At 42.5% G+C, this 24,221-nt stretch carries 23 protein-coding genes and 1 tRNA gene; 12 read left to right on the top strand and 12 right to left on the bottom strand.

The genetic code is table 11. The features are described 5' to 3' along the window. Positions 1-36 precede the first annotated feature (36 nt). The 6 genes from amrS to QW087_01970 all read right to left on the bottom strand — a co-directional run bounded on the left by amrS (position 37) and on the right by QW087_01970 (position 4,770). Positions 37-1,059, bottom strand: a complete 1,023-nt coding sequence (gene amrS / locus QW087_01995) for an AmmeMemoRadiSam system radical SAM enzyme (protein ID MEM2943496.1) — start codon at positions 1,057-1,059, stop codon at positions 37-39. Continuing rightward, on the bottom strand, positions 1,043-2,002 hold the full coding sequence (thiL, locus tag QW087_01990; protein MEM2943495.1) for a thiamine-phosphate kinase: 960 nt from the start codon (positions 2,000-2,002) through the stop codon (positions 1,043-1,045). Before thiL ends, amrS begins: the two co-directional genes overlap by 17 nt. 246 nt (positions 2,003-2,248) lie before the next feature. Next, positions 2,249-2,521 (bottom strand): DUF749 family protein, encoded by a 273-nt coding sequence (locus QW087_01985; GenBank protein MEM2943494.1) that lies wholly within the window; start codon positions 2,519-2,521, stop codon positions 2,249-2,251. Positions 2,522-2,530: 9 nt separating this feature from the next. Beyond that, positions 2,531-3,385: a CoB--CoM heterodisulfide reductase subunit B gene (gene hdrB / locus QW087_01980; protein ID MEM2943493.1), complete on the bottom strand. Its 855-nt coding sequence runs from the start codon at positions 3,383-3,385 to the stop codon at positions 2,531-2,533. Continuing rightward, the gene (gene hdrC / locus QW087_01975) at positions 3,386-3,895 is read right to left on the bottom strand and encodes a CoB--CoM heterodisulfide reductase subunit C (GenBank protein MEM2943492.1); all 510 of its coding nucleotides are present in this window, start codon (positions 3,893-3,895) and stop codon (positions 3,386-3,388) included. Positions 3,896-3,942: 47 nt separating this feature from the next. Further along, positions 3,943-4,770 carry a LysR family transcriptional regulator gene (locus tag QW087_01970; GenBank protein ID MEM2943491.1) on the bottom strand — a complete coding sequence of 276 codons (828 nt, stop codon included), beginning with the start codon at positions 4,768-4,770 and terminating at the stop codon, positions 3,943-3,945. A gap of 269 nt (positions 4,771-5,039) precedes the next feature. On the opposite strand from QW087_01970, the gene QW087_01965 reads away from it, so the two are divergent. Next, positions 5,040-5,546, top strand: a complete 507-nt coding sequence (locus QW087_01965; GenBank protein ID MEM2943490.1) for a hydrogenase maturation protease — start codon at positions 5,040-5,042, stop codon at positions 5,544-5,546. Between the two features lie 39 nt (positions 5,547-5,585). On the opposite strand, the gene QW087_01960 is transcribed toward QW087_01965, so the two are convergent. Continuing rightward, complete coding sequence (locus QW087_01960) at positions 5,586-6,863, bottom strand: pitrilysin family protein (GenBank protein MEM2943489.1); 1,278 nt, start codon at positions 6,861-6,863, stop codon at positions 5,586-5,588. A gap of 312 nt (positions 6,864-7,175) precedes the next feature. Here QW087_01960 and QW087_01955 point away from each other — a divergent pair, with 312 nt between their 5' ends. The 5 genes from QW087_01955 (at position 7,176) to QW087_01935 (ending at position 10,466) form a co-directional block, all read left to right on the top strand. Next, positions 7,176-7,943, top strand: a complete 768-nt coding sequence (locus tag QW087_01955; GenBank protein ID MEM2943488.1) for a PAC2 family protein — start codon at positions 7,176-7,178, stop codon at positions 7,941-7,943. 107 nt (positions 7,944-8,050) lie between these two features. Next, positions 8,051-8,569, top strand: a complete 519-nt coding sequence (locus tag QW087_01950) for a Rab family GTPase (protein MEM2943487.1) — start codon at positions 8,051-8,053, stop codon at positions 8,567-8,569. Further along, entirely contained in the window at positions 8,566-9,525 is a 960-nt protein-coding gene (locus tag QW087_01945; protein MEM2943486.1) for a DUF835 domain-containing protein, read from the top strand. Before QW087_01950 ends, QW087_01945 begins: the two co-directional genes overlap by 4 nt. Before the next feature lie 27 nt (positions 9,526-9,552). Then, positions 9,553-10,023: a pyruvoyl-dependent arginine decarboxylase gene (locus tag QW087_01940; protein MEM2943485.1), complete on the top strand. Its 471-nt coding sequence runs from the start codon at positions 9,553-9,555 to the stop codon at positions 10,021-10,023. Then, entirely contained in the window at positions 10,023-10,466 is a 444-nt protein-coding gene (locus QW087_01935; protein MEM2943484.1) for a hypothetical protein, read from the top strand. The genes QW087_01940 and QW087_01935 overlap by 1 nt, the downstream gene beginning before the upstream one ends. A gap of 118 nt (positions 10,467-10,584) precedes the next feature. On the opposite strand, the gene QW087_01930 is transcribed toward QW087_01935, so the two are convergent. Together QW087_01930 and QW087_01925 are read right to left on the bottom strand one after the other, a co-directional pair. Next, positions 10,585-11,304, bottom strand: coding sequence for a hypothetical protein (locus tag QW087_01930; GenBank protein MEM2943483.1), 720 nt, complete (start codon positions 11,302-11,304; stop codon positions 10,585-10,587). A 99-nt stretch (positions 11,305-11,403) separates the two neighbouring features. Then, complete coding sequence (locus QW087_01925) at positions 11,404-13,323, bottom strand: phosphoadenosine phosphosulfate reductase family protein (protein ID MEM2943482.1); 1,920 nt, start codon at positions 13,321-13,323, stop codon at positions 11,404-11,406. A gap of 223 nt (positions 13,324-13,546) precedes the next feature. Between QW087_01925 and QW087_01920 the strand changes: the two genes are divergently transcribed. Beyond that, positions 13,547-14,200, top strand: coding sequence for a Zn-dependent protease (locus tag QW087_01920; GenBank protein MEM2943481.1), 654 nt, complete (start codon positions 13,547-13,549; stop codon positions 14,198-14,200). Positions 14,201-14,483: 283 nt separating this feature from the next. Here the strand turns inward: QW087_01920 and QW087_01915 are convergent, their stop codons facing one another. Then, positions 14,484-15,908, bottom strand: a complete 1,425-nt coding sequence (locus QW087_01915; protein MEM2943480.1) for an FAD-binding oxidoreductase — start codon at positions 15,906-15,908, stop codon at positions 14,484-14,486. Between the two features lie 145 nt (positions 15,909-16,053). On the opposite strand from QW087_01915, the gene QW087_01910 reads away from it, so the two are divergent. Then, positions 16,054-16,689, top strand: coding sequence for an adenylate kinase (locus QW087_01910; GenBank protein MEM2943479.1), 636 nt, complete (start codon positions 16,054-16,056; stop codon positions 16,687-16,689). 192 nt (positions 16,690-16,881) lie between these two features. Then, a tRNA-Gln gene (locus tag QW087_01905) sits at positions 16,882-16,954 on the top strand. Between the two features lie 72 nt (positions 16,955-17,026). On the opposite strand, the gene QW087_01900 is transcribed toward QW087_01905, so the two are convergent. Beyond that, on the bottom strand, positions 17,027-17,605 hold the full coding sequence (locus QW087_01900; GenBank protein ID MEM2943478.1) for a TrkA C-terminal domain-containing protein: 579 nt from the start codon (positions 17,603-17,605) through the stop codon (positions 17,027-17,029). Positions 17,606-17,609: 4 nt separating this feature from the next. Continuing rightward, a complete protein-coding gene (locus QW087_01895; protein MEM2943477.1) occupies positions 17,610-18,242 on the bottom strand; it encodes a TrkA C-terminal domain-containing protein in 633 nt (210 codons plus the stop codon). A gap of 429 nt (positions 18,243-18,671) precedes the next feature. On the opposite strand from QW087_01895, the gene QW087_01890 reads away from it, so the two are divergent. The 3 genes from QW087_01890 to QW087_01880 all read left to right on the top strand — a co-directional run bounded on the left by QW087_01890 (position 18,672) and on the right by QW087_01880 (position 24,180). Then, on the top strand, positions 18,672-19,796 hold the full coding sequence (locus QW087_01890) for a magnesium transporter (GenBank protein ID MEM2943476.1): 1,125 nt from the start codon (positions 18,672-18,674) through the stop codon (positions 19,794-19,796). Positions 19,797-19,875: 79 nt separating this feature from the next. After that, positions 19,876-21,033, top strand: coding sequence for a formate--phosphoribosylaminoimidazolecarboxamide ligase family protein (locus tag QW087_01885; protein ID MEM2943475.1), 1,158 nt, complete (start codon positions 19,876-19,878; stop codon positions 21,031-21,033). Positions 21,034-21,237: 204 nt separating this feature from the next. Beyond that, entirely contained in the window at positions 21,238-24,180 is a 2,943-nt protein-coding gene (locus tag QW087_01880) for a PKD domain-containing protein (protein MEM2943474.1), read from the top strand. Positions 24,181-24,221: the final 41 nt, after the last annotated feature.

The raw sequence follows: 24,221 nt of genomic DNA, 5'->3' as shown, positions 1-24,221 counted from the left end.
GACTATCAAACAGGCAACAATTTCGAGGATTTAGCTTTACATAATGATATTGAGCGACTCGCCGCATTTCCGGCACTTTCCCTCTTTGACATCAATGTGCACGACCTCGAACCCAACACGTTCTATTGCAAGATTGCCACACTTGGGGCAGTATGTATTTTCGCCTTCATGATGCGGGACATTGCCAACATACACGAATCTCAACCCCTCCTCCTTGCCGATTTTCAGAGCCATCTCTAAGGTTTTTAATGGAGTTGATGGTACATCCGTCATCATGTAATCTGGATGGAATCTCGTGAAGTGTACGGGTATGCTTTCACCTAGTGAATCACGAACCCATATAACGAATCTTCGAATCTCTTCTTCTGTGTCATTCCTGTTTGGAATGATGAGATATGTAAGCTCGACATGCATCCCCAGTCCAACTGCGATTTGCGTTGCTTCGAGCACTGGTTCTAGACGTGCCTTGCAGATTTTTCTATAGAATTCTTCGGTAAATCCTTTTATGTCGATATTCATTCCATCGATATACTTAGAAATCTCTCTGAGAGGTTCTTCCTGGATATATCCATTCGTGACATACAGAGAATAGTATCCGTTTTCTTTTGCAATCTTCGAGGCATCGCACGCGAATTCATGCCAAATAATGGGCTCGTTGTAAGTCCACGAAATTCCTTTAGCTTCCGTGTTTTGACACATTGTGGTGACATCTTGCGGATTTATGTATTCAAGCGGAAATTTATCGACTTCTGCCTGGGATATCGTGAAGTTTTGACAATGAAGACATCTAAAAGTGCATCCAACAGATCCAAGGGAAAGTACCCTATCACCAGGTTTGAAATGGAAGAAAGGCTTTTTTTCAATAGGGTCAACATGGATGGAAGAGGCTCTGCCGTAAATGAGAGATACGAGCTTCCCATCGACATTTCTTCGAACGCCACAGATGCCTCGCTTATTCGGCGCAATTAAACACGAATGTGGACACAATTCGCATTGGATTTTGCCGCCCATTGTCCTCCAAAATCTTGCCTCCTTCAAAGAATCACTTGAAATGTTCATATCCTCGATCCTCGATTTCAAATCTCTTACCATTGATAACTAATGTATTTTTCTCACGATCGACAACCGCTCCAATTTGCGAAATAGCCGAGCCGAGCCGTTTTTTCAAATGATACCATCCCTTAGGAGTCACCGTGAAAAGTAATTGATAGTCGCCCCCAACGTAAAGCACCAACTCCTTCTCGTCAAGTTTTGCCAATCTCGCTATGCGCTTCACTGCTGGATCGACTGGAATTTTGTTCCATACCACCTCAAACGATACGCCGCTTGCTTCCGATAAATGCCTGAGTGAAATTGCAAGACCATCTGAAATATCGATACATGATGTCACGAATCCTGATGAAGAGAGAGTTAACCCTTCTCTTACCCTGGGCATGGGTTCGAAAAGTGCTTTCTTACATTTTTCGCACGTTAGGTTATTTTTAATTGCATGCAGACCAGCAGCAGGGAGGCCTAAAGTACCTGTGACTGCTAGTATATCACCGACTTTGGCACCTTTTCTCAGCAAGATTTCTTTTTTTCCTACTATGCCAACAGCAGTTCCGGCAAGCGTAATATCTGAGGTCTCTTTAGTATCTCCTCCAAGAATCTCGCCGCCAACATATTCTGAACACGCTTTAGCACCTTTAATAACTTCCAACATGTCTACAAGTTCAGTCTCTCGCGGAAAACCAAGAGATGTGAGCAATCCAATCGGTTTCGCCCCCATAGCTGCAATATCACTATAATTAATGGCAGCTAAGAACCATCCCAATTGCCAGAAGGTCATACCTTTTGGTGCGTGTGTTTTTCGAGAGACCATATCAGTACTCAAGACGAGGTAAAATTCACCCAGATCAATCGCAGAAGCATCATCGCCTGGGCCCTTAGGAGGTATTGTGTTGATTATCTCTAATATATGTCTTACTATTTCTCTTTCCCCCAGACTTCCAAGCGTATTCATCGCATTTCAAGAGATTTACTTATCAAGATTAATGATTTTGTTTTTGTTTGAATGAGGTTGCGATGATTAACTTAAATTCTAAGGGAATTTGAGTAACCTCGTCAAATATTATCAGGCCTTTCTCTTTAGCAAGTTATGCTGCTACAATGATATCTAAAATAAAGCTTTGTAGTTTGAATGTTAAAATATGACAAATTTTATCAGGAGGTTGTTAATCTGTTTTCTTAAATAGAGTGGAAGAATTTTTCATGAATTTAGTGCATTCTCGATTGCCGCTCTGGTATCTTGAGTCATCTCCGTCTGTTGTTTCATAAGCCTGACTTCAATTTCTTCTATTCTTTTCACTTTTTCGAGGAAGATTACTATGTATGAAGCGGTACCTTCAACGACAAGGAGAGCTATCTTCTCGTGCTCATGGACTCGATGTCCTTCGTATGCAGCCTGAAAACTGACAAATCCCCTTAGCCCCTCAGGTACAGAGCCAATATCAGTGATTGTAACGAGATGCGCCTTGTACAAATGCGCACCTCAGAGATTCACCGGCACAACATGTGATTCGAAACCCATCGATTCTTTTGGAAGTCCAAAGGCTACGCCATATAGCTGTGAAAGATGCACCACTGGAATGTTGTAATCTGGAAAGTCCTTCTGAGTTCTGTCGAATTGCAGGTGACAAAACGGACAGACATCAACTATGAACTGTCCTCCAGCCTTTTTCACATTTGCCAGCTTCTCAACAGTCATTTTCATGGCGATCTCATTTGCTCTTGTCCTGAGACCCCCGCCAGCTCCGCAGCACATCATCTTGTCACGATAGTATATACTCTTTGGGCCCACTGCTTCAACAAGCTCATCAAGCAAGCTTGGTCTTTCAGGATCATCAAGTTGTTTGATTTTGCTGGGCTTTGCAAAGTGGCAACCGTAATGCACTGCAACTTTAAAGTTCAGGGGATTAATCACTTTTGATTTGATTTTCTCAATGCCAATATCTTTATGAAGGACGTCAGCAAAGTGGCGTACCTTTATTTTCTCACCACTGTATTCGAGGCCAACTTGCTTGAGTATTTTATTGACTTCTTTTATTTTTTCCTTATTTTCGTGCAGGAAGTGTGCGGCATCGAAAAGCGAGCCGAAGCATCCGTTACAAATTGTAATGATATCAAGTCCTTTCTGCTCAGCCAAGGCGAGATTTCTTGCTGCCAATGCGAGCCAAGTTGCCTGATCAAATGACCTGATGACTCCTGGCGCTGGGCAGCAGCCAGCCCCTTCCAGATCAACTAAGTCTACGTCAAGCGCCTTAAAGACTTCTCTTGTTGTCTTCTCGATGCCAGGATACCTAAGTGGCGCGATGCAACCAAGAAAGAGTGCATATTTTTCTCCCATTTATTTCCCTCCGATGAGTTTGTCAAAACCTGTTATCTGCATGATTTTTTTCCAAGCTTCCAAAGCATCTGGATTTCCTATAACAGTTGGGGGCATTTCTGAAAGCCCTAATCGCTTCCTCATTTCTTTATAATCGTCGGTAAGGGGGATTGTGTGGCCAGTGTTCATCATTGATGATGCAGTTCGTCTATGCGTGTCTGCCATATATCCTTCCTTAACAGCAAAATTTCTCAGAATCATGATGATGTCCGTTATATCTACTTGACGGGGACAGCGTTCAACACAGGTATAGCATGTGGTACACATCCACAAATCGTCAGATGGTAGAATATCTTCTTTTAGGCCCAACTGTGCCTTTCGAATGAGCTTTCTTGTCCTAAATGCTGTTTGTCTTCCCGACGGACAGCTCGCCGTGCATGTTCCACATTGGTAACAAAGATTAAGCGTTGTCCCTCCGGCTTTAATGATACTCTCAGCAAATGAGGGGTTTGGTTCTTTTACCGTAACCATTTTCTCACCTTATTGAAAATTGACTATTGATATTTAAAATGAAAGGGCTAAAGTGCGATTTTATTACCTTTTTTGGTAAATCTAGGCAGAGACATTTTTTTTGATTTAAGCATGGTAACAATGTTTGCAACACCCTCATCTTTACACCTATACATCGCAACGATCTTATGTGAAAGAAGATCGGCCGAAGTTGCGCTTTTTATACTGAATCCCCTTCTTTCAAGCAAACTCTCATTTGCAAAGAAACTAAATGGTGAGTGCACGAGTGTTTGAAGGTGTCCTGTTTCGCCGACAACTTCATATTTGGCTCCAGTAGTTTCTAAGTGTTTGAAACCAATTCTTTGGGGACCGAACCGAAATCTCAGGTATCTTGGACCTCTGTCAACATGTACAAGTCTGTCCTCGCCTATTTCATCCCACTCAATGCCATCTAATTCGTAAATGTAAAAGGGATCGTCAAGGATAACCAAATTGATCAGCCCAGCTTTGAAATTTTCAACATTGCTTTCGTCATCTGAAATGACGATATCGAATCTGATATCTTTATCATAGCGAGTTGTGGCGGATAAAAGAAGCTCTTCTGTAATAATCGTACCACCCACCGTGATACTGTGGGGCTTTCTCATTCGGGACTTAAGTGCAATATATTCCTCGACGATTTGTTTACCCCCATTCGTCAATCTGGTACCTGATCGATCTGCTTCGAACACGGGAAAACCAGCGGCATCCTCGATTTTTTTTATATAGCGGTGCAGAACGGGCACTGAAATATAGAGTTTATTCGCAGCTCGCTTCTGGCTCCCCTCTTGTAAAACTGCTATCAACGCCTCCATAACCTTTGAACTTATCTGTTTACCGTTAATGACTAAGGACACTTTCGGCTCAATATACATACATACACTCATTGACTTTATCAAGAAAATAGTTAGGGGAATCACTACGACGAACTCTCGTTTCAATTCAATGTTCCTCTATCGAATAAGACATCTTTTCGTATTGTTGACGTAGTTTTGCTGGCCTAGGATCGCATCAGAGCACATCTCAAGAATAATGGGATGTAAAAAAAATCCGTATAATTATGACCTCCAGAAACAATTCTGTCTTTCATCCTCCATAAATTAGAAATTATAGGAAAGCCTCCCAGATGAATCAGATGACAACAGAAAAAGGAAGACAAAGAATTCTCGTGCTCGGTCTCGGGAGCCCCATAATCTCAGACGATTCCATTGGATTACGTATAGCAGATGAAATTCGGTCACATAGATTTGATAATGTGGAAATCCGCGATGCTAGCACTAGCGGACTCGATCTTATTGAATTGATGTTGGATTTCGATTACGTAATAGTCGTTGATGGAATTATAACTGGAATTAGCAATCCTGGCTCAGTTTTCGTCTTCGACGAGCAAAATTTCTCTACCACCGTGCGCGGTGCAAACCCTCATGATGTGAATATCGCAACGGCAATAAGACTGGGAAGAATGATAGAACCCGAGAGAATGCCAAAGAAAATTTTCTTTGTAGCGATCGAAGTTGTGAATACGAAGACTGTTGGTGAAAACCTCACTCCAGAGGTAGAAGCTTCAATACCCAAGGCTGTCGAAGCAGTATTGGATCTTATTTACAAAACGAGGTGCGATGCGAATTATTGATCTTCGATTACTCATTACTGATTACGGATTTTTCAAGATCTAGAACTCCAGGCATTCGATGGACTCAATCGTTGAATCTTGCTTTTCAGTAGTGCCATATATTGCAACACTCATCTTATCTCGAACAATAATCTTCTCTATGGTCTTCTTAACATCTTCTTCGGTCACTTTTTCAAGTTGAGAAATAATTTCTGCTTCGGTGGGTAATTTTTCTGTCATAACATAAAACTCTCCGAGATGAAACAGTCTCGACTCAGTAGGTTCTATCTTCCTTACCAGCAATCCTTTAATGTAGCGTTTTGCCCTTACCAGCTCCCCCTTCTTTAATCCACAATCTTTGATTTTTCTCAACTCATCAGCAATCGCTTTGCATACTAACTCAGCTTTTGAGGATTTAGCTGAAAAGAAGATTCCGAAAATTCCGCAATCACTATAAGGTTGGGATGATGTATAAATGGAATAGACAAGACCTTTTTCCTCTCTAATCTCTTGATAAAACCTTGAGCTTGTTCCACCGCCTAAAATAGCGCTCATCAGTGTCTGTGCAAATCTATCGGGGTGGCTAGCACGATACCCTGGAAAGCCTATGCCAACATAGACCTGCTCTCCGTCGCGTGGGAGGATCTCCACATGCGATCTCGGTGTTGGTGGAATGCGGTTTCTCGTAGACTTACCACTAATAAGATCGTCGAAAGATTCTTCGGCCCACCGCACGACATTCTCTTTTTTCACATCCCCACAAGCCGCGATCACGAAATTAGCTGGTTGGTAATATGATTTGTAAAATTCCTTGAGCTGACTCTCAGTGATATTTTCAACCGATTCGATTTCGCCAGCTTCTGATGAAGCCATGGGGTGTCCATTCCACATGGCGCGTGACAGAAGATGGTGAATGTAATCATCAGGCTCATCTTTAATCAATCTTATTTCATCGGAAACCACTCCCTTCTCTATTTCGATAGACTCCCTTTCGAGACGTGCATTTAGAAGTGCATCTGCCAGGATTCTTTGAGCTACGTCCACAGTCTCTGACAGGGTTATGGTATAATAGCACGTCATTTCCTTACCCGTGTAGCCATTGAACTCACCCCCCGCAGCTTCAATGAGTTCAGATGTCTGTCGAGAGCTCATGTTCTCCGTCCCTTTGAAAATGGTGTGCTCAAGCAGATGCGCTATTCCTTGGCTACCAGTGGGCTCATCTCTTGATCCCACGGTAATGAAAACCGCCAATGCGGAGGTTCTAGCGTAAGGTCTCTCTTCAATTACAATGGGTATCCTTCCAGATGTGTAACTTATCGATACTTTCTTTTCAAGCACGAACATGTAAGTGTAACAAGACCTGTTTAGATTTTTCGTGAAAATGGAGATCCTCATTCGCTTCATATGTTTATCATAAATGGTACTTTCTGTGGAACTATAACAACTCTACCGTATTGGCAAGCATTATTCATTTCAGAAGTTCTCAATTTTCGAACTAATCACTAAATCTCCATTAATCAGAAGCATTTTTACGTCGACTCGTCGCATTTACATCCGACGTTGACAGCAATGGAAAACAGATCACTTCTTTTTCTCTCTTGTCAAAAAGAAGAAAAATTAAGTATGAACGAAATCTTATAAAAAATAGAGATGCTCAGTATGCATACCGATCCCTTTATTAATGAATATAAGAACGAAAAGTATCCAAACGCGGTAGCCGTGGTGGGATTCCCAAGCGTAGGGCTTGTCGGCAGTATTGCCGCCAATTTCATTTCTAGGACGATGAAGCTTGAGCGCGTTGCGACAATGGTTTCAAAGGATTTTCCACCGTATACGATCATTCACGACGGAATACCATCTTCCCCAGTTAGAATATATGCTGGGGAAAGAACATGCAGTAACGGAATTCGATGCGAGCAGCTCGTCGTTATCATGTCAGAATTCATTCCAAGACCTGATTTAATGAAACCGGTTGCTGATCTCATCTTGCAGTGGTGCAAAGAAAAGGAAATAGAGATCATTCTTACACTCGAAGGCATCAACGTAGGCGATGCAACAGGAGAACTTCCCATCTATGGAGTTGCTAGCACCCCGCGAACGCGACAGATGTTGGACAAATATGGAATCAAGGAAATGAAAGAGGGAATGGTTTCGGGATTATCCGGCGTCCTCCTGTATGAAGGCGAACGTTTAAATATTGACGTAGTCTGCTTGCTTGGTCCAGCACGATTGGATTACCCGGACGCACGAGGCGCTGCAAGGCTTTTGGAGATCGTTGCAAAGATGCTTCCTGAATTGAGACTTGACCCAGATCCATTGTATAAAGAAGCTGAGCAGATTGAACAGCAGATGAAAGCCGCGCTTGAAGGTATGAAACAATCTCGGCGGATCGGCGATGAATCGCTTCTCTACGGATAATTGAGTTGGATCGACAAATCCGATTTCTCATCATGGTCTGATCATCTGGATACTGCTCGAACAATTATGGTTAAATAGAAGCCCATAGTTATGATAGTCTAATTATTATGGAAAAAGCAAAAAGGAAATTCATTAGGAAGATCTGCTTGCTTGGTGACGGAGGCGTCGGAAAGACAAGTCTGGTAAGACGCTTTGTTTATGACTTTTTCGGAGATGAGTATCTCACGAGCTTCGGTACAAAGGTGACGAAGAAAGTCATCGATTTCGATGAAGCTGAGCTGACATTAATGATATGGGACATCCTTGGCCAAAAGACTCACCAGGCACTGCATCATGCGTACTATAAGGGTGCCAACGGTGCACTTCTCGTGTGCGATCTCACGCGGGAGGAAACCGTGAAAAATCTCGTCGGATGGCGAAATGATTTTATCGAGGTGGTTGGTGACGTTCCAATATTGCCAATAGCAAACAAAAGTGATCTCGAATGCAAAGTAAAAGAATCATTGCTGCGCGAAATAGAAAGCATAATAGGCCATAAGTTTGTAAGGACGAGTGCCAAAACAGGCGAAGGAGTACAAAATGCTTTTTCCAAACTCGGCAGGGCTATGCTGGAGGTGTGCGATTGAAACCCTTTTATGTGTTACCAGGTTCAGCCCTCTTGGATCTGAGAGAAGAACTTGAACTGATCGAAGGTGATGCGGCATCGGGGACGCTTGAGCGATTTGGGTTTAGAGCGGGGATGAACCTTGTTAGAGAGTTAGGTATCGAGGCCAAAGACTACGAAGATTTCTCAGACATACTCCCTCAGTTATGGTCAGAAACCGGGTTAAGCAGGATGATCATGGAAGAGATTACCGATGAAGAGATCACGATCACATTCGAAGAATCGATTGAAGCTACCCATGGTCGCCGATGCGACTTCACTCGAGGATATCTTGCCGGAATTGTTAGTGGGTTGCTAAAAACTCGTTACAATGCGGAAGAGAAAGAATGCATTTCTTCCGGAAGCAACTGCTGTGTGCATGTTTTAAAACCCGCAAACGAACTCATAGATCGACAAGAGAGAAAAATTGCTGACGAGCCGATAAAGTACGATCTTGAGGAAGGTTATTCGTATTTGATTGAATCTGATGATTCTTCTTATGCATTTGAGATTTTCGTCGATCAGATAAGACATGGAAGACCTGGAATGTGCGTCGTTCGGGAATATCCAGAAAAGTTGCGCCTCAAGTACGACATAGGCAAGTCACCGGTGCTATGGCTATCATATGAGAGAGATATCAAGTATGCTCGAGAACCAACAAATATCCCGTTGATCTACAGCGAGATCAAGAATTTTTTTGATAGCGTGAAGAGCGGAGTCGTGCTGGTTTCCGGCATTGAATACATGGTGAGCCAGAGCAATTTTATCAAAGTTCTAAAATTTGTGCAACTTTTAAATGAAAACGTAGCTGTCACAAATTCTATTCTACTGATACCTATCAGTCCTCAGACGCTCAATCCTCGAGATTTGAAGTTGCTGGAAAGGGAATTGCGAGTTCTGCCAATTAGTGAAATAAGAAAACACAATAGAAATGCTTAAATTCTACCGATATCAATACGACGCCTAATGCAGATAATTCCTAAGAAATTCTTTGTAACTTCAGGCTCGGCAGTGAGCAAAGTTTCAGATCTCAATGCGTTCGATGAAGCACTTTTAAAGGCGAAGATAGGCGAATTGAACATCGTGTCTGTCTCTTCCATTCTCCCGATTGGGGCGAAGCAGGTCCCACAGAGGGCTTTGCCAATGGGTGCAATTACGCACTGCGTTCTCGCGCAAATGAGAGGCGGAGAAGGGGAAATGATTTCCGCGGGCATTGCGTATGGCTTTCGAAAGGATGGAAAAGGAGGATACGTAGCAGAAGGGCATATGCATGGGACAAAGAAGGCGCTTAGAGAAGTACTCGAATGGAAAATGCACGAAATGGCGAAGCTGAGGGGCGTAGAGTTTAAGTCTATACGCTACAAGATTGAAGAACTATCTGTACCAATGGATCACTATGGTGCTTGCATAGCGGCACTAGTATTTGTTGAGTATTGATGTTTTGCGTTGTTGTATGCCCCCATTGCCATAAGCCGATTGGTATTAAGTTACTTTCTGAAAAGTGTACGTGCCCGTCTTGTGGGAAGAGAATCAATCCCAAGAAACTCAACATATATTTTAAAACCGAATCTGAGAGGGAACTCGTCGTGGCGGTGCAGAAGCTTAGTTACCAACTAGTTGCGGATCGCAAAAGTTCGATTGATAAATCCCTTGGTGAAAATGAATATCTACTTTCCAAGACCGCTCCGGCGAAGACGCCTCGGGATGAATCTTCGATAGTAAAAATGATCGATGACCTGTGCAGAGAGAAGGGTGAATTCACAATAGATGACCTTAGTAAATTAATCGGGAATGTGCACATAACTGAGGTTCTGATCGAAAAGCTTCTATCAGAAGGGATTCTCTACGAACCGAGACCTGGGTATTATAAAAAAGTCTGACATTTTCTGCGGCCTGTCACCCATGTCTTCACGGTATTTTGAAAGGGAAGATGAGATCTAGTTGCTTCCACCGTCCATAATTCTTCTGATCATTCTTTTTGGAATGCTCATAATTCGTCTATAATCGACCTTTATTGGTGGGGTTACGAGATTCTTTAGTTTCAAATTTCATGATGGCGTCGGAAACGAATGATGGAATTAGGCGGTAATGAACATATAAATAGTAAAGAAGGAGACCTAGAAAGGCAAGTATAAAGAAAAATATGCCATATCCAAGTTCAAGAGAATAAAAGGGTATGAGAACAAGACTGTAACTGATATGTACAAGGGCTGCCTGGGCGAACATGCTTCCTGGAGACCCCCTCGCAACGCCAATGCCAATCGTCGCTCCCGTTGAACCATGAAGTAACACTAATTGAAATGTGAGAATAATTATTGTGATCATTGTGAAGGGCTTTATTGTCTCAATGAATGCCATGGCGTAGTACGCAGATGCAAATGCTATGGTACTTCCTATACCCAGTCCAAGGGCAAGACCGTAAAAACATGTATCAATTCTATTTCGGAATCTTGGCAGATTGAGTATGATCAATTTAACAGCCTCCTCACCTAGCGCGAAGAGTAGCGCTGCCAAGACAAATGCTAGGTCGAAGTAGCTCTGGGCGCTGAATACCACGATACCGATGACAAGTCCTATTGTAAATAGGCCAAAAGCTTTTCTATCGTCAAATAGTGGTTTCTCGACCTTCGGATAGGTATAGTTTCTTAAAGTCCAAAACATCATGACCATTGAGGTGGCAAAACCAAGAAACCCTGCTATGAGGGCATTCGTATTCATATGATGATGGAATTGATTTAAGTATTTAAAAATGAGGAATTGCCACGCTTTACCACATCGCTATAAAAAGCGATTCATCATAATTACTATCACGAATTATCAAGAAACGAGTTTATCGTAGTAATGCGCAACAACACATACGTCTGAGCATTTTCCGCACCGAGTGCATTTCTCATCAGAAATCAACGGACCATCATCAAGTGTGATTGCCTTCATACCGCAGCTTCTTACACAAACACCGCATTCTGTGCAGAGTTGAGAACGCAGTAGCGCCTTTGTCGTCGCTTCAAATAACCTCTTAGCATCTGTTGGGCAACTAGCAGTGGAAACGATTTGTCCCCCTCCAAAGACTTTTGCATTTCCAATTTTATTTCTTACCATAACTATCTGGTATTCGTCTGAGTATCTTACTGAACCGATCGTCTTTAAGAGCTCGGCAATTTTCGAAAAATTCCTCCGTCGGGGGATGTTGAGTACGCCTTCTATGGTATATCCTCCGCTAATACACGGGGATGCACCAGGCGCCATTTTCATTTGAATACCATCGGATCTGGTATGGGAGACGGGAAGATTCACAACTGCTGCAAATTTCTTCATCTTACTGGGTAGTATTTTCCATCGCCAGAATCCATACCTCACGAATTCCATGGGCAACCCAAATCTCGACGCCCAGTGCATTAGATACTTTTCCCATGATCTCGTAAGATCAGGATGCAATTCTCTGGTTATTTTCCACTCGCTTGCGAGGCAAGCAGGGCACAGATAGCAGCCTATCCTTTCATAATCTTTTTCGTAAAGCGGATTGTAATCAAGATGCCTCCACCATATATATCCCCAGACTTCAATCGCCCTCCATTCTCTAATTGGATTTAGGATGATTTGATTTGGGACAAATGGATTCGCGTCAACAAAAGCAATTCTTGCTCTTGCAAAGGATTCAAAAATCCTGTTGCCCTCTATCGTGATTGTTCCGTTTGGAAAATGACTCTCAATGAGGGATGTTAAGGGCGCAAGCTTGCAGACCTTGCAGCACCACCTAAAATCTTTTGCTGGTGGACCGAAAAAATCGACATTTTTCCAAAACTCGTCTTTCGCATCTGCAACGAGTAATTTCAAACCGCACTTTTCTGCAAAGCATCGTACGTATTTCACGGTTTCAGGAAATTCCAGACCAGTATTTACAAAAAGCAGTGAGAAATCAATAGATGTTCTTCTCATAATCTCGTAGCAAGCAAGAGAATCCTTTCCTCCGCTAAATGAAAGAGTTACTGGGATATTACTATTGTTCCGAAGATACGATTTGACATCACTGACCGCTTTACTTTCTAGATACTTGAAGTGATCGATGTTTGCTTGAATGAATTTTGACCAACAGGTTTTCTTTTTTGAAAATACGACACGCCCTTTTCCAACATCTCTGATACCTACACCCTTTTCAGCGTCAAAAATCCTATTGCTTGACGCCCTAGCTATTCCTGCGCAAATATAGTCACCAGCAACGACGATAACAGGATCATTGACATCGAATTTACCGTGAACACGCTCAACGAATTTCCCGGAGATTGTCTTTCCTTTCATGTGTCCGCCAGGTGGTCTAATCTCAATGATCCCACTTTTGGCTACGTCGACAAGTGCGCGGGCGCCATCGACCTTTAATTCCAGTCTAAAGTCGTCTATAATTGGATCAAAGCTAATCGTGCCAATTAGCCAACCATCGACAATAATTTCATCAGCTCTGTCTATTCCAGGAATCTTGTTAAGAAGGATCTGGAGACCGTTAAAGGGATTCGGTATATCAAAGTGCTTTTCGAAGAGTCTTTTGATAATTAAATTGCCCTCATCAAGGCATGGTCTTAGATCCCCAGGCATGGTGACGCTGAACGTTCTGCCCGTATTTCCGCACACACTGCATTTCTCCCCTAAAATCAGTGTCGCGCAGTTTCTACACCACTTGAAGGTAATTTTACCATGTTTGAATGCCTTCCGAGCTGCTTTCTTTTTATTCACACTGTTCGTCAATGCTTGTTAGCCTCCCAACTGTTTTTATATAATGTTTTATTTAAAGTAATTGGCGAAACATAAAGGATCAAAGGATGTAGGAATGGATTTAGGTTCGATATGACAATCTATCATGGGTCTTAATTTGTAATATTCCAGGTAATTCGGACTGAGATATCTACAAGCCACGATGCATAAGCTAGAAATAAATGTTTGGAGCTCGGGATTTAGATTCGTGATTTAGATGTTTGATGAATATTCGATTTATTTGCCATACGGATATCGGCGAACAAGATTTGGGAGAACGGAAATCATCCATATCCTGATTGCCGTCGCTGTACTTACTTTGGCATTTGGCATTGTTCTCGTGGATTCGACGGCTTACCAGCTGAAGGTATCTATTACGGAAGCTTTCGGATATTCTCTCGGAATTTCATTTCTCGTCGTTCTTACTGGATTTCTTCTGCACGAATTAGCTCACAAATTCACAGCTCAAAAAAGGGGCGCATGGGCTGAGTTTAGGATTTATCCATTCGGATTGATACTTGCTTTGGCGTTTGCATTCTTTGGATTTGTGTTCGCTGCACCAGGTGCAGTTTACATTCAAGGCAACATGACCCGCAGACAAAATGGCATCATCAGTCTTTCAGGTCCCTCAACAAATCTTGCGCTCGGAGCAGTTTTCTACGGGCTGTGGTTTGTTTCGCCCCCTTTATCCATTGCCGCATTTGTATTTAGGTGGGTAAGTGTGATAAATCTATTCCTGGCAGTTTTCAACATGATTCCGCTTCCGCCTCTTGATGGCTCGAAGATTGTAAGGTGGAATGTGCCTATTTTTGTAGTTGTCTTCGCGATAACGATAGTATTGCTGGTGTTTTCCTTGGGTCTGGTTTTCTAGAACTTTGTTGAAAGTTCGTTTTCTGAGCATGCTCTCAGACTTTCTATCTGGGGCAAGTGTATCAGACCCAATCGCTGAATCCAATAATTTGAAGACTCGCTAGCATGCAATTTCATGCAAAATCAATCGCTTACGCGGTCTGGTCTTGCCGAGGACGCCTCAAAGTCTAGAATTTTCTGGTGATCATGTTCTTACCACGGACAAAAGCAAGTGCATTCGCCTCGAAGACATTAACGATCTATTTTTCAATGATCTTGAAAGAGATCACATAATTTCTCAGTTACTAAGGGTTGGCAGGATATCGGAGATATTTTATGATACTCCCGTTCCACTCCATCAACTTTCCAGGATTTAGGATATTGTTTGGATCGAGTGCCTGTTTGATGGTTTTCATTAATGCCAACGTATCCCTTCTTTCTTTTTGCATATACGGGGCCTTTGAAATTCCGACACCGTGTTCGCCGGTAACCGTTCCCCCGACAGCAATAACCGCATCAAAGATCTCTGCCACTGCCTTTTCCCCATTTTTCCACGATTCTTCAGATAGCGGATTTAACAGCATCTTTGTGTGAAGGTTTCCATCGGCCGCGTGACCGTATGTACCAATAATCACATGATTTCGTTCTGCTATTTTCTGAAAAGCCACAACGGTTTCTGGAATTTTTGATATCGGAACGGCCATATCGTCAGCCAATGAGACAGAAACGTATTCATCACCATATCTGCTGAGTGCGGGAAGGACTGCCTTTCTTCCAGCAGTCCATTTCGCCATCTGCTTAGCATCTGTTGAAAATTCCACGCTCAAAGCGCCTGTTTCCTTGCAGATTGTATGAACAATTCTAACCTCATCCTCAACAACTTTCGGATCACCATCAACCTCTATTAAACAAAGCGCCTCACAATCTGGAAAACCGACATTCATGGTCTTATTGACGGCTTTGATACAAATCTTATCCATGAGTTCAATAGCTGATGGAATTAAAGGTTTCGCGATGATTGCAGAGACACATCTACCAGCTTTCTCAAGCGAATCAAACGCTGCAACGGCCATAGCTGACTTTCTTGGCTTCGGTGCAATCCTGAGTATGACTTCTGTTATAACTCCAAGTGTCCCCTCACTGCCGACGAACAGCCGCTCCAACTGATATCCTGATGAATTTTTCATAGTCCGCGTGCCCGTTCTTATTATATCCCCATTAGCTAGAACTACTTCAAGGCCAAGCACATAATCTCGCGTTGCGCCATACTTTATAGCACGCATTCCTGATGCGTTTGTGGCTACCATCCCGCCGATCGTGCATGCTTCCCCGCTTCCTGGTGTCGGTGGAAAGAAGAAGCCGTATGGCGCTAGAGATTCGTTCAATTTGTCATAAACTACACCAGGTTCTACAACACAATAGAGGTCTTCTACTCTAATCTCTTTAATTTTGTTCATCCTAGTCATATCTAATACAATACCGCCCCATACAGGAACCGCACTCCCGCACAGCCCGGTACCTCCACCTCTTGCAAGCACTGGTATTTTGCTATCATTCGCCAGCTTCAGTATTTGTGACACTTCTTCCGTTGTTCGAGGTTGAACCACTAGATCTGGGGTCTTATGATGTATTGATGCATCAAAGCCGTAGGTGTATAGGTCAGCTATGCGGGTTGAACAGTTCTCATCTCCCACAATATCTTTTATTTTATCCAGTAGTTGCGTTTCCAAGTCGACACCAATTGGGAAATGATGGCACCGATAAAAAATATTTATGCATACTGCAACTCAAATTAAGGAAAAAAGTTTCTTTTAGACATCTTTATCTGGGAGGTTAGGAAAAAATCTATAGGGATGAAATTATACCATGGGAATCGTGAAACCTGCACTCGTATTACTTGGACCTCCTGGTTCTGGAAAGGGAACGCAAGCGATGCAATTAGCTAGGGTAATGGGTCTAGTACATATTTCGACAGGAGATATGCTTCGAGAAGCGATAAAGCAAGGGACGCCCCTAGGCTTGAAGGCGAAGTCTTTTGTAGATTCTGGAAAGCTGGTGCCTGATGAAGTTGTTATAGAGTTGATACGGGACAAAGCATCAAAATCCAATGGTACACTTCTTTTTGACGGGTTCCCAAGGAATTTGGCACAGGCAAAATTGCTTGATGAAATCGTCGTAGTAAAGGGAGTTATAAATCTCAATATCAGCGAAAAAGTAATACTGAGCAGACTTACAAAAAGGCGGACATGCAAGCAATGTGGCGCAGTCTACAATTTAGAAACAAATCCACCTTCCACTACATGTCGATGTGATAAATGTGGTGGCGAGCTCTTTCAACGATCAGACGATTCAGAAGAGGTTATAAGAGAGCGTCTCGAAACTTATAGGAATGCGACAATGCCATTGATTGATTACTATCAAAAAAAGGGTCTTTTAATTGATATTGATGGAGAAGGATCAATCGAAGAAGTTTTTGAAAGAATTCGAAACGCCGTTTCAGGCATTCAGTGAATAACGACATCTGTTGAACTTATGAAAGGAACTTATGAAGGAGCGCGAGACAGCAAAATCGCATTATAACTCTTATTTATGGATCTAAGAAAATTATTTCCATTCAGTATTAGGTGCTGCGTACGATTACGGAAAATTCCGGATTCGATGCAAAAGAATTAAATTCAAGCAGATTTTTTCGCAACTGTTTATAGCCCCGTGGTGTAGCGGTCAATCATGCGGGACTCTGGATCCTGCGACGGCAGTTCGAATCTGCCCGGGGCTACTTTAAAAAGATTTCTATCTAGGTGGCTCTAAATCATTTTTTTTTCAAAAAAAGCTTCAGAGGTTTCCGCTATTAACTGAATTGCTCGTTTTGATCGCCGGCCGCTAGACACTTGAAATACCCTTCGCCTTCTGGAGGCCCTCGTGCGATCAGAATATCATCAGGCTGAATTACGGCGTGTTTGTCAGGGCCGTAAATATATTTCTTTCCTCTCTTAATGGCTACAAGCCACATCCCACTTCTTGATGGCAATTTGATTTCTTCTAAAGTCTTGTTCACAAGTTCTGATTTTTCACTGACCTTTGCCGTGGTTATGATCACGTCTGATTCCTTAAGACTGAGGTGAACTACTGGGTGTAGTTGCAATTCTCTCAAAACGATGTCCGCTATCTGCATCGCAGCATCTGAGATCTCTTCGATCGAAGTTGCAAGTCTAATCACTGCAAGGGCTTTATGCACATTCTTGTCATCTATCGCCCGTTTGATAGCTTCCTCCTGAAGACGGCTGGTGAGCTCATCAACCATCTCCTCCATGACGAAGACCTCTTCGGCTATTTCCTTGTTATTGTACAAGAGGGAGGAATACGCAAGGTCTATCATTAGTTCTGAGGTATCTTTAGCTTCCAAGAACATCTTTTCGAGCTCTTCCAAGTTATTACCCTCCCTCATATTGTAGGTCATCGGGCCATGGCATCTCGCCACTTGCATATTTATTCAATTTCTCATATCCATCTTCTGTGCCCCTAACAATTAGAATATCGCCTGCTTTCAACCTTACGTTATCTTCTGGATCATAAATCCATCTTTTGCCCCTCTTAATGGCTATGATTCTCATTCCCGTCTTGTAGTCCACACCCAAATCCTCTATTGTTCTGTTGACCATATCAGAGCGTTCTAAGAGATTGACCATTCTGATTTTTTCCTCAGCTTCCCGCAAAACAAAAGAAAGGAAGGGGCGTTTCTCTATATCTAGATCCAGCAATCTAACCATATCGGCAGCGGCGTGAGAAATTGTCGCGGCGGCAGATGCAATCTGTAGAAGGCCAGACAGCTGAATAGCATCTCGTTTCGTTCTAGCGGCAAGCATCGTCCTGATTCTTATTTCATAACGCAGTGTATCCATTTCCTCCTCCAGCTTGCTTACCTCTTCGGCGATTTCCTTGCTATCAAACATCAACGCTGCATAGGCAAGATCAACGATGACCTCTGAAGTGTCCTTCATTTTCGTGAGCAACTCTCTAACGGTTCCAGAGACCCCCTCGATTTTTTCAGGAGAATGTTCCTTCAATTTGTATCCCTGCCCTATTAGACTCGATTATTACTCAAATTCCTGCGGAGCGTCCCTCTATAAAACGTACTTGTGACGTCCTTATTGTTTTTATTGCAATTTTCCATTCTTATCCTCTCTAATTATTGTATTATAGCAATATCAAACTTTCAATTTTTTCTAGACTTCTAGAAATAACCTGGTAGAAGTCATTGACACTAAAAGACCTCTCTTCTCATTTCATCAAAGATACCAAAAAATCAAATAGTATTTTAAGTTAAAATGGCTACTCTAGTACTTCCAGAGCGATAGATATTTTATATTTTCAATCTCGTATCCTCGTAATTAAATCTCGGGGGCATACGCATCATCCGGGCATTCATATCGAGAAATAGGGTGGTTTTCGCTCATGGTATGATTGCAAACATTATCTCATCTTTAGGAGATCTCTTGGCTGGAGCGACCCTCGGTTTCATGACCGACACTCTTTCCATTTTGCCAGGTCTAATGGTCTTGATACCACCAGCAATTGGGATGCGCGGAAATATATATGGCGCTCTCGGGAGTAGGCTTGGAACAGCAATGCACCTAGGTACCTTCGAAATGACTTTGAAAAGGGGAAGCGTCCTCAGACAAAATCTCGAAGCCTCGATATTTCTAACCCTTGCGATTTCTCTGTTGATGGGAATACTAGCGAAGTTAATAACAGAACTGCTCGGCTTCCAGAGCATCTCCGTTTCTATGTTTGTTTTCATTTCAATTCTGGGTGGAGTTCTTGCCGGGCTCGTACTTATGTGCGTCAATATACTGGTTGCTTATGTGGGATTCAAGAGAGGATGGGACATCGATAATTTTTCTGCCCCTATAATAACAGCAGCGGGGGATATAGTCACTCTACCAATGCTATTCTTATCTGCAATCATCGTCATCAATGCTCCAGAACTATTGATTCATGTTTTCAGTATCATCTTTATCATTATCACTGCTGTAGCGCTTTCGATAGCTTTGAGAAAGAGGGGAGAAATCGAGAAAAGAATAATGAAGGAAAGTATACCGGTTTTGACGCTGTGCATCATTTTAGATATAGGTGCTGGAATATCAATAGAACATAAACTTGAGGAACTTGTTGCATTCCCTGCACTTTTGGTATTGATACCTCCCTTTCTTGAAGATGCAAATGCGCTCGGTGGAATACTCACATCGAGGCTCTCCTCGATGTTACACGTTGGTATAATTAGATCGCGGAAATTGCCCGGGAAGATTGAAATCGAGAATTTCATTATAATAGGTATATTAGCGCTTTGGGTTTTCACGCTTGTTGGAATCTCTGCGCACTTTGTTTCCATGCTCCTAAATCTAAGTTCGCCTGGCCTTTCGCTGATGATATTGATATCCCTCGTTGCTGGCTTCCTAACAATAATCGTGCTCATGGTCATTTCTTACTACATCGCTGTCATCACCTATCGTTTTTCACTGGATCCAGATAACCATAGCATTCCGTTGACATCATCCTCAATCGACTTCGTCGGCGCTTTTTTTCTTATGGAGGTCATGATACTGTTTGGAGTTGCTTGATTTTCCATCTTAATTTTGCCTCTTTTGAATGAAGTTAATATCTATCTATATCTCAATTCACCTCTTAAGGAGGAAATCGATGATCAGCAGGGAAATTATCTTCGAAATCATGGAATCTTATAAGAAACACGAGATTAAAATAGGCACTCTGGGCTCTCACTCAGCGCTTGACATATGCGACGGTGCGGTTGAGGAAGGATTCAGGACTTTTGTTGTTTGCCAGGAGGGTAGAGATTTAACATACTCGAAATATATGAAGGCTATTCGAAACGACGTCGGTGATATTCGACGTGGTGTCGTTGATGAAATCTTACCCCTTAAGAAATTTAGGGATATTTTAAATCCGTCCATTCAGAACAAATTGATCGATGAAAGCGTTTTATTTGTGCCAAATCGTTCGCTCACGAGTTACTGCGGCGTTGATGCTATTGAGAGCGAGTTTAGAGTACCCTTAGTCGGTAGCAGGAATTTATTGCGTACAGAAGAAAGGGGGATGGAACGCGATTATTACTGGCTTCTGGAAAAAGCTAAATTACCGTTTCCACGAAAGGTCGAGACGCCCAATGATATAAATTCGCTGACAATAATAAAAATGCATCATGCAAAAAAGAAACTTGAGAGAGGATTCTTCACGGCCTCCTCGCCGAGCGAATACAGAGAAAAAGCACGACAGTTAATCGAACAAGGTGTTATCGATGCGGACGATCTTTCCAAAGCGAGAATGGAAGAATATATTATTGGACCCGTGTTCAATCTTGACTTCTTCTATTCTCCTCTTGAAGTCGAGGGGGAAAGGATCGAGCTACTCGGAATCGATTGGCGCTTTGAGAGCTCTCTCGACGGATATGTGAGACTGCCCGCCGCCCAGCAGCTTTCACTCGACAGGGCAGGCATTTTGCCAGAATACACGGTTTGCGGACATAATGCCGCGACATTGCGAGAATCTCTTCTTGAGGAAGCATTTAGGCTCGCTGAGAAATATGTGAAAGCAACTCAGGAATATTTCTCTCCAGGTATTATCGGACCTTTCTGCCTTCAGACCTGTGTAGATAAGGATCTTAACTTCATTATTTATGATGTTGCACCTCGTGTTGGCGGAGGAACGAATATTCACATGTCACTCGGTCATCCTTATGGTAACACATTATGGAGGAAGAATATGAGTACTGGTCGAAGGCTTGCGCTTGAGGTAAGGCGAGCGATCGAAGAAGGGAAATTAAAAGAAATCGTGACTTGATTATATTTGAGATTTAGAGATTCTAGAATCTAATTCTTACAGAATGCTCGTTAATTATCTTTCGTTTTCCCAAAGTGTAGCGCTTAGTTTTCGGAATGCCAGTTATTGAATCCATTAAGACAACCTTTATAAAGCCCTAATATATTCCGCACCAATACCCTAGTCTCAGGGCACGTTTTTGTGCTTTGGTCATGAGGAGGGAAAATGGTGAACAAGATTAATGGAGCAAAGATTATAACAGGATTGCTGGTTATTTCGATTCTGGTCTCGTCACTGGCATTCTTGCCAGTACCTGCCGCTGTCGCGACCAGTTCATCCAGCCAGATAGCATTTAATGTTGTAGATGAAGAAGGAAAACCTGTGACTGGAGTCCGAGCAACGCTGACAGAAGTTCACACTCTTGAGCGCTATACGAACTCGAGTGATTCAAGCGGTCTTGTTACTTTCACTCCGTTGCCTGGATATTATGAATTGAGGTTGACTAAGTCGGGGTATTTTGATAGCGTTTATCCCCAGATAATCCGATTTGAGGGAATGGCTTCCCTTGCGCTCAATCTTATCGTGCTTAGTGAGATGCCTGTGGCGAACTATACACTGAGTGTAGATGTTCTAGAAAATGGGACGAGCAGCCCTGTACTCGGTGTAAGACTCAGGGTCATTGACATCGAAAATAATTTACAAGAAGTTTATAATTCGACTTCACCAAATGGTTCCTTTGTAATTTCTACGTATTCATCTACGTTCAAACTCGTTGTCTCCTGCGCAGGATATGCTACAAACGTCACCACTGTTGTGATGGATGCAAACAAAACAATGACAATATACATGGATAGATCAACAGTGCTGCGAGGCTATGTTTATCTGAATGGGATACCTGTTTCAAAGGGTCTTACTGCCATCCTCGTATCAGCTTCACCCTTGCTCGATCTCGAAAAAAGAATCGTCAAGCCCAAAATTTTGGGAACGAATTACTTTGAATTCGACGCGTATCCTGGTGAATTTTTCTTGATCGTTGATGCCTCGAACGCAAAGGCAAACATAACTCGGATTGTTATTACTGCTACTAAAACAGTCATGGTGAACTTGACTTCTCAATCAGCCCAGACGATTAGTTACTCAATAGAATATTACGAGGAAGATTGGAATCATTTTAATCTCACCACTACTGTAATAATGGATTACGATGCAACCATAGCATGTCTCCCTCTAAGTTATCTAAGAAATATCAGAATGCAGATCGATTTTGCGCTTGGTAATGCTGATGGTTATGTGGATGAAACGGAGTATCAGGCATTTATTTCAAAAATTTGGTCTTTTGGCCCGCAGAACGTTACGAGTGAATGGCTGGTAAAAATCAATGAAACAAAGTATATCGCTCAGGCAGAAGGTTTTTCATCAGTTGAATATGCAGGTCTTTTAGGATTCGTAAATGTCACGGACCAGTACTCAGCAGTTTTTAAGACTCGCTATGATTCGGTTGTCGAAATACCCCTTGGAGGAGCATCCTATGCTGGGAAGTTTTACGTGGCTTACGACACTGCTGCAGTTAACTATACTTATAATATCAAATTGCCGACCAATTATGAATTGACCGCTAACGCGACCAGTACATCATATGTGAAAGTCTATGGTTACATCAACATAACGTTGGAACCAGAAATGTATGCATTGAGTTCATTCGGGCAAGTCACAACAACGTTCCAAAAATCAGTTTCACCCAAGGCTATTGCATCGTTGATTACAGGCGATCATGTATATGATGTGAGGGACGCAAATTCTACGCTACTTTACTACATTGTGTCAAAGGATAAAGAAATCACGTTTAGTGCAAGTGGATCTTACGATCCTAACGGGAATCCCTTGAAATACAAATGGGATTTTGGAGACGGCAACACAACAGAAGTGATCACGACGACAACTAAACATGCGTATTCGGTGAAGATTTATGAGCTCATCGTGACTCTGACGGTGGTAGATGTCGCAGGTTTGCAGGATTCAGCAAACTTCAAGGTGCGCATTGATTCTGTTAACCCCACACCAATCATAAATGTGTACGGTAAGCAGCTGCAGAACAACAAGGTCTATGCAAATCAGTCAGAGGCGTTGAAATTCAATGGAGGGGCCTCGTATGACTATACGAATTCCTCACAGGATGCTGAAAAAGGGGTAATTCGCTCCTGGAAATGGGATTTCGGTGACGGAAATCAAACTACAGTACTAAGGGGAGAAAATCAGAATGTTTCGCATGCATATCCAATGGCAGGCAGTTATATTGTAAAACTCAACGTAACTGATGTTGTAGGTCATTACGCTATTACGCAGTTAACGGTTGTCGTAAAGGACACTAGTGCACCAATCATATCCTTCAACATTTTAAATTCAAAATACAACCCTGTGATGACTGCAACAGAAAACGAGACACTGATCTTCGATGCGAGTTCCACTAGAGATAACGTCGACAGTCTGCAAAATCTTACATTTAGATGGGACTTCGGTGACGGAACTAATGCTACCGGTATGAACGTTACTCACCAATTTTCAGCAATAAGGACCTTCAGTGTAAAATTGACTGTGACAGACAAGTCCGGAAACTCAGCGAATTTGACAAAACAGATTGTAATAACTTCTTCTCCGAGACCCGACCTACGTGTTACATCGGTTGTGTTTGAACCGAGCATCTTTACAGAGGGAGAATTAGGTACGATGAAACTGAACGTCACCAACGTAGGGAATGCAAATGCTACAAACATCATAGCGACTTTCTATAAAGTTACAATAACAGGTCAGAAAATTGCACTCGGTACGTCGAGTACGCTAAATGGAACGGTCGGAGGATCTCTGCTGCCTGGGAATTGGGGGATCATCACATTCCAGTGGAAACCAGACATCAAGGGAAATTACACGATCTATGTAGAGGTCGTCTCAAGTGATGAAATTAATAAGAAAGATAACAGTCTCACTACGACGCTCAGCGTCAAGGAAGCTGGATGGAAGGCCATAGCGATTTATGGAGGCATATTCGCCGTCATCATTGTGGTAATCGTCCTCATTTATATGAGGAAGCGTCTGCCGAGGATTAGCAGAAAGACAAAGGGTGAGACAAAGCCAGAAACAAAACCAGAAAAAGGAGCGAAAGACAAAAAATAAGCTCCTTTCCTTAATTTTTTATCTAAATCTATTTATTGTAC

This window comes from Methanomassiliicoccales archaeon (genome assembly GCA_038850735.1).
Classification (GTDB): domain Archaea; phylum Thermoplasmatota; class Thermoplasmata; order Methanomassiliicoccales; family JACIVX01; genus JACIVX01.
Note: the sequence above shows the minus strand (reverse complement) of the source record. Positions and strands in the feature narration are given on the sequence as shown.

Bases quoted from the DNA above. Each gene is read 5' to 3' on its own strand.
- amrS (MEM2943496.1), bottom strand. From the start codon at position 1,059: ATGAACATTTCAAGTGATTCTTTGAAGGAGGCAAGATTTTGGAGGACA.
- thiL (MEM2943495.1), bottom strand. From the start codon at position 2,002: ATGAATACGCTTGGAAGTCTGGGGGAAAGAGAAATAGTAAGACATATA.
- hdrB (MEM2943493.1), bottom strand. From the start codon at position 3,385: ATGGGAGAAAAATATGCACTCTTTCTTGGTTGCATCGCGCCACTTAGG.
- hdrC (MEM2943492.1), bottom strand. From the start codon at position 3,895: ATGGTTACGGTAAAAGAACCAAACCCCTCATTTGCTGAGAGTATCATT.
- QW087_01965 (MEM2943490.1), top strand. From the start codon at position 5,040: ATGAATCAGATGACAACAGAAAAAGGAAGACAAAGAATTCTCGTGCTC.
- QW087_01955 (MEM2943488.1), top strand. From the start codon at position 7,176: ATGCTCAGTATGCATACCGATCCCTTTATTAATGAATATAAGAACGAA.
- QW087_01950 (MEM2943487.1), top strand. From the start codon at position 8,051: ATGGAAAAAGCAAAAAGGAAATTCATTAGGAAGATCTGCTTGCTTGGT.
- QW087_01940 (MEM2943485.1), top strand. From the start codon at position 9,553: ATGCAGATAATTCCTAAGAAATTCTTTGTAACTTCAGGCTCGGCAGTG.
- QW087_01935 (MEM2943484.1), top strand. From the start codon at position 10,023: ATGTTTTGCGTTGTTGTATGCCCCCATTGCCATAAGCCGATTGGTATT.
- QW087_01930 (MEM2943483.1), bottom strand. From the start codon at position 11,304: ATGAATACGAATGCCCTCATAGCAGGGTTTCTTGGTTTTGCCACCTCA.
- QW087_01920 (MEM2943481.1), top strand. From the start codon at position 13,547: ATGTTTGATGAATATTCGATTTATTTGCCATACGGATATCGGCGAACA.
- QW087_01885 (MEM2943475.1), top strand. From the start codon at position 19,876: ATGATCAGCAGGGAAATTATCTTCGAAATCATGGAATCTTATAAGAAA.
- QW087_01880 (MEM2943474.1), top strand. From the start codon at position 21,238: ATGGTGAACAAGATTAATGGAGCAAAGATTATAACAGGATTGCTGGTT.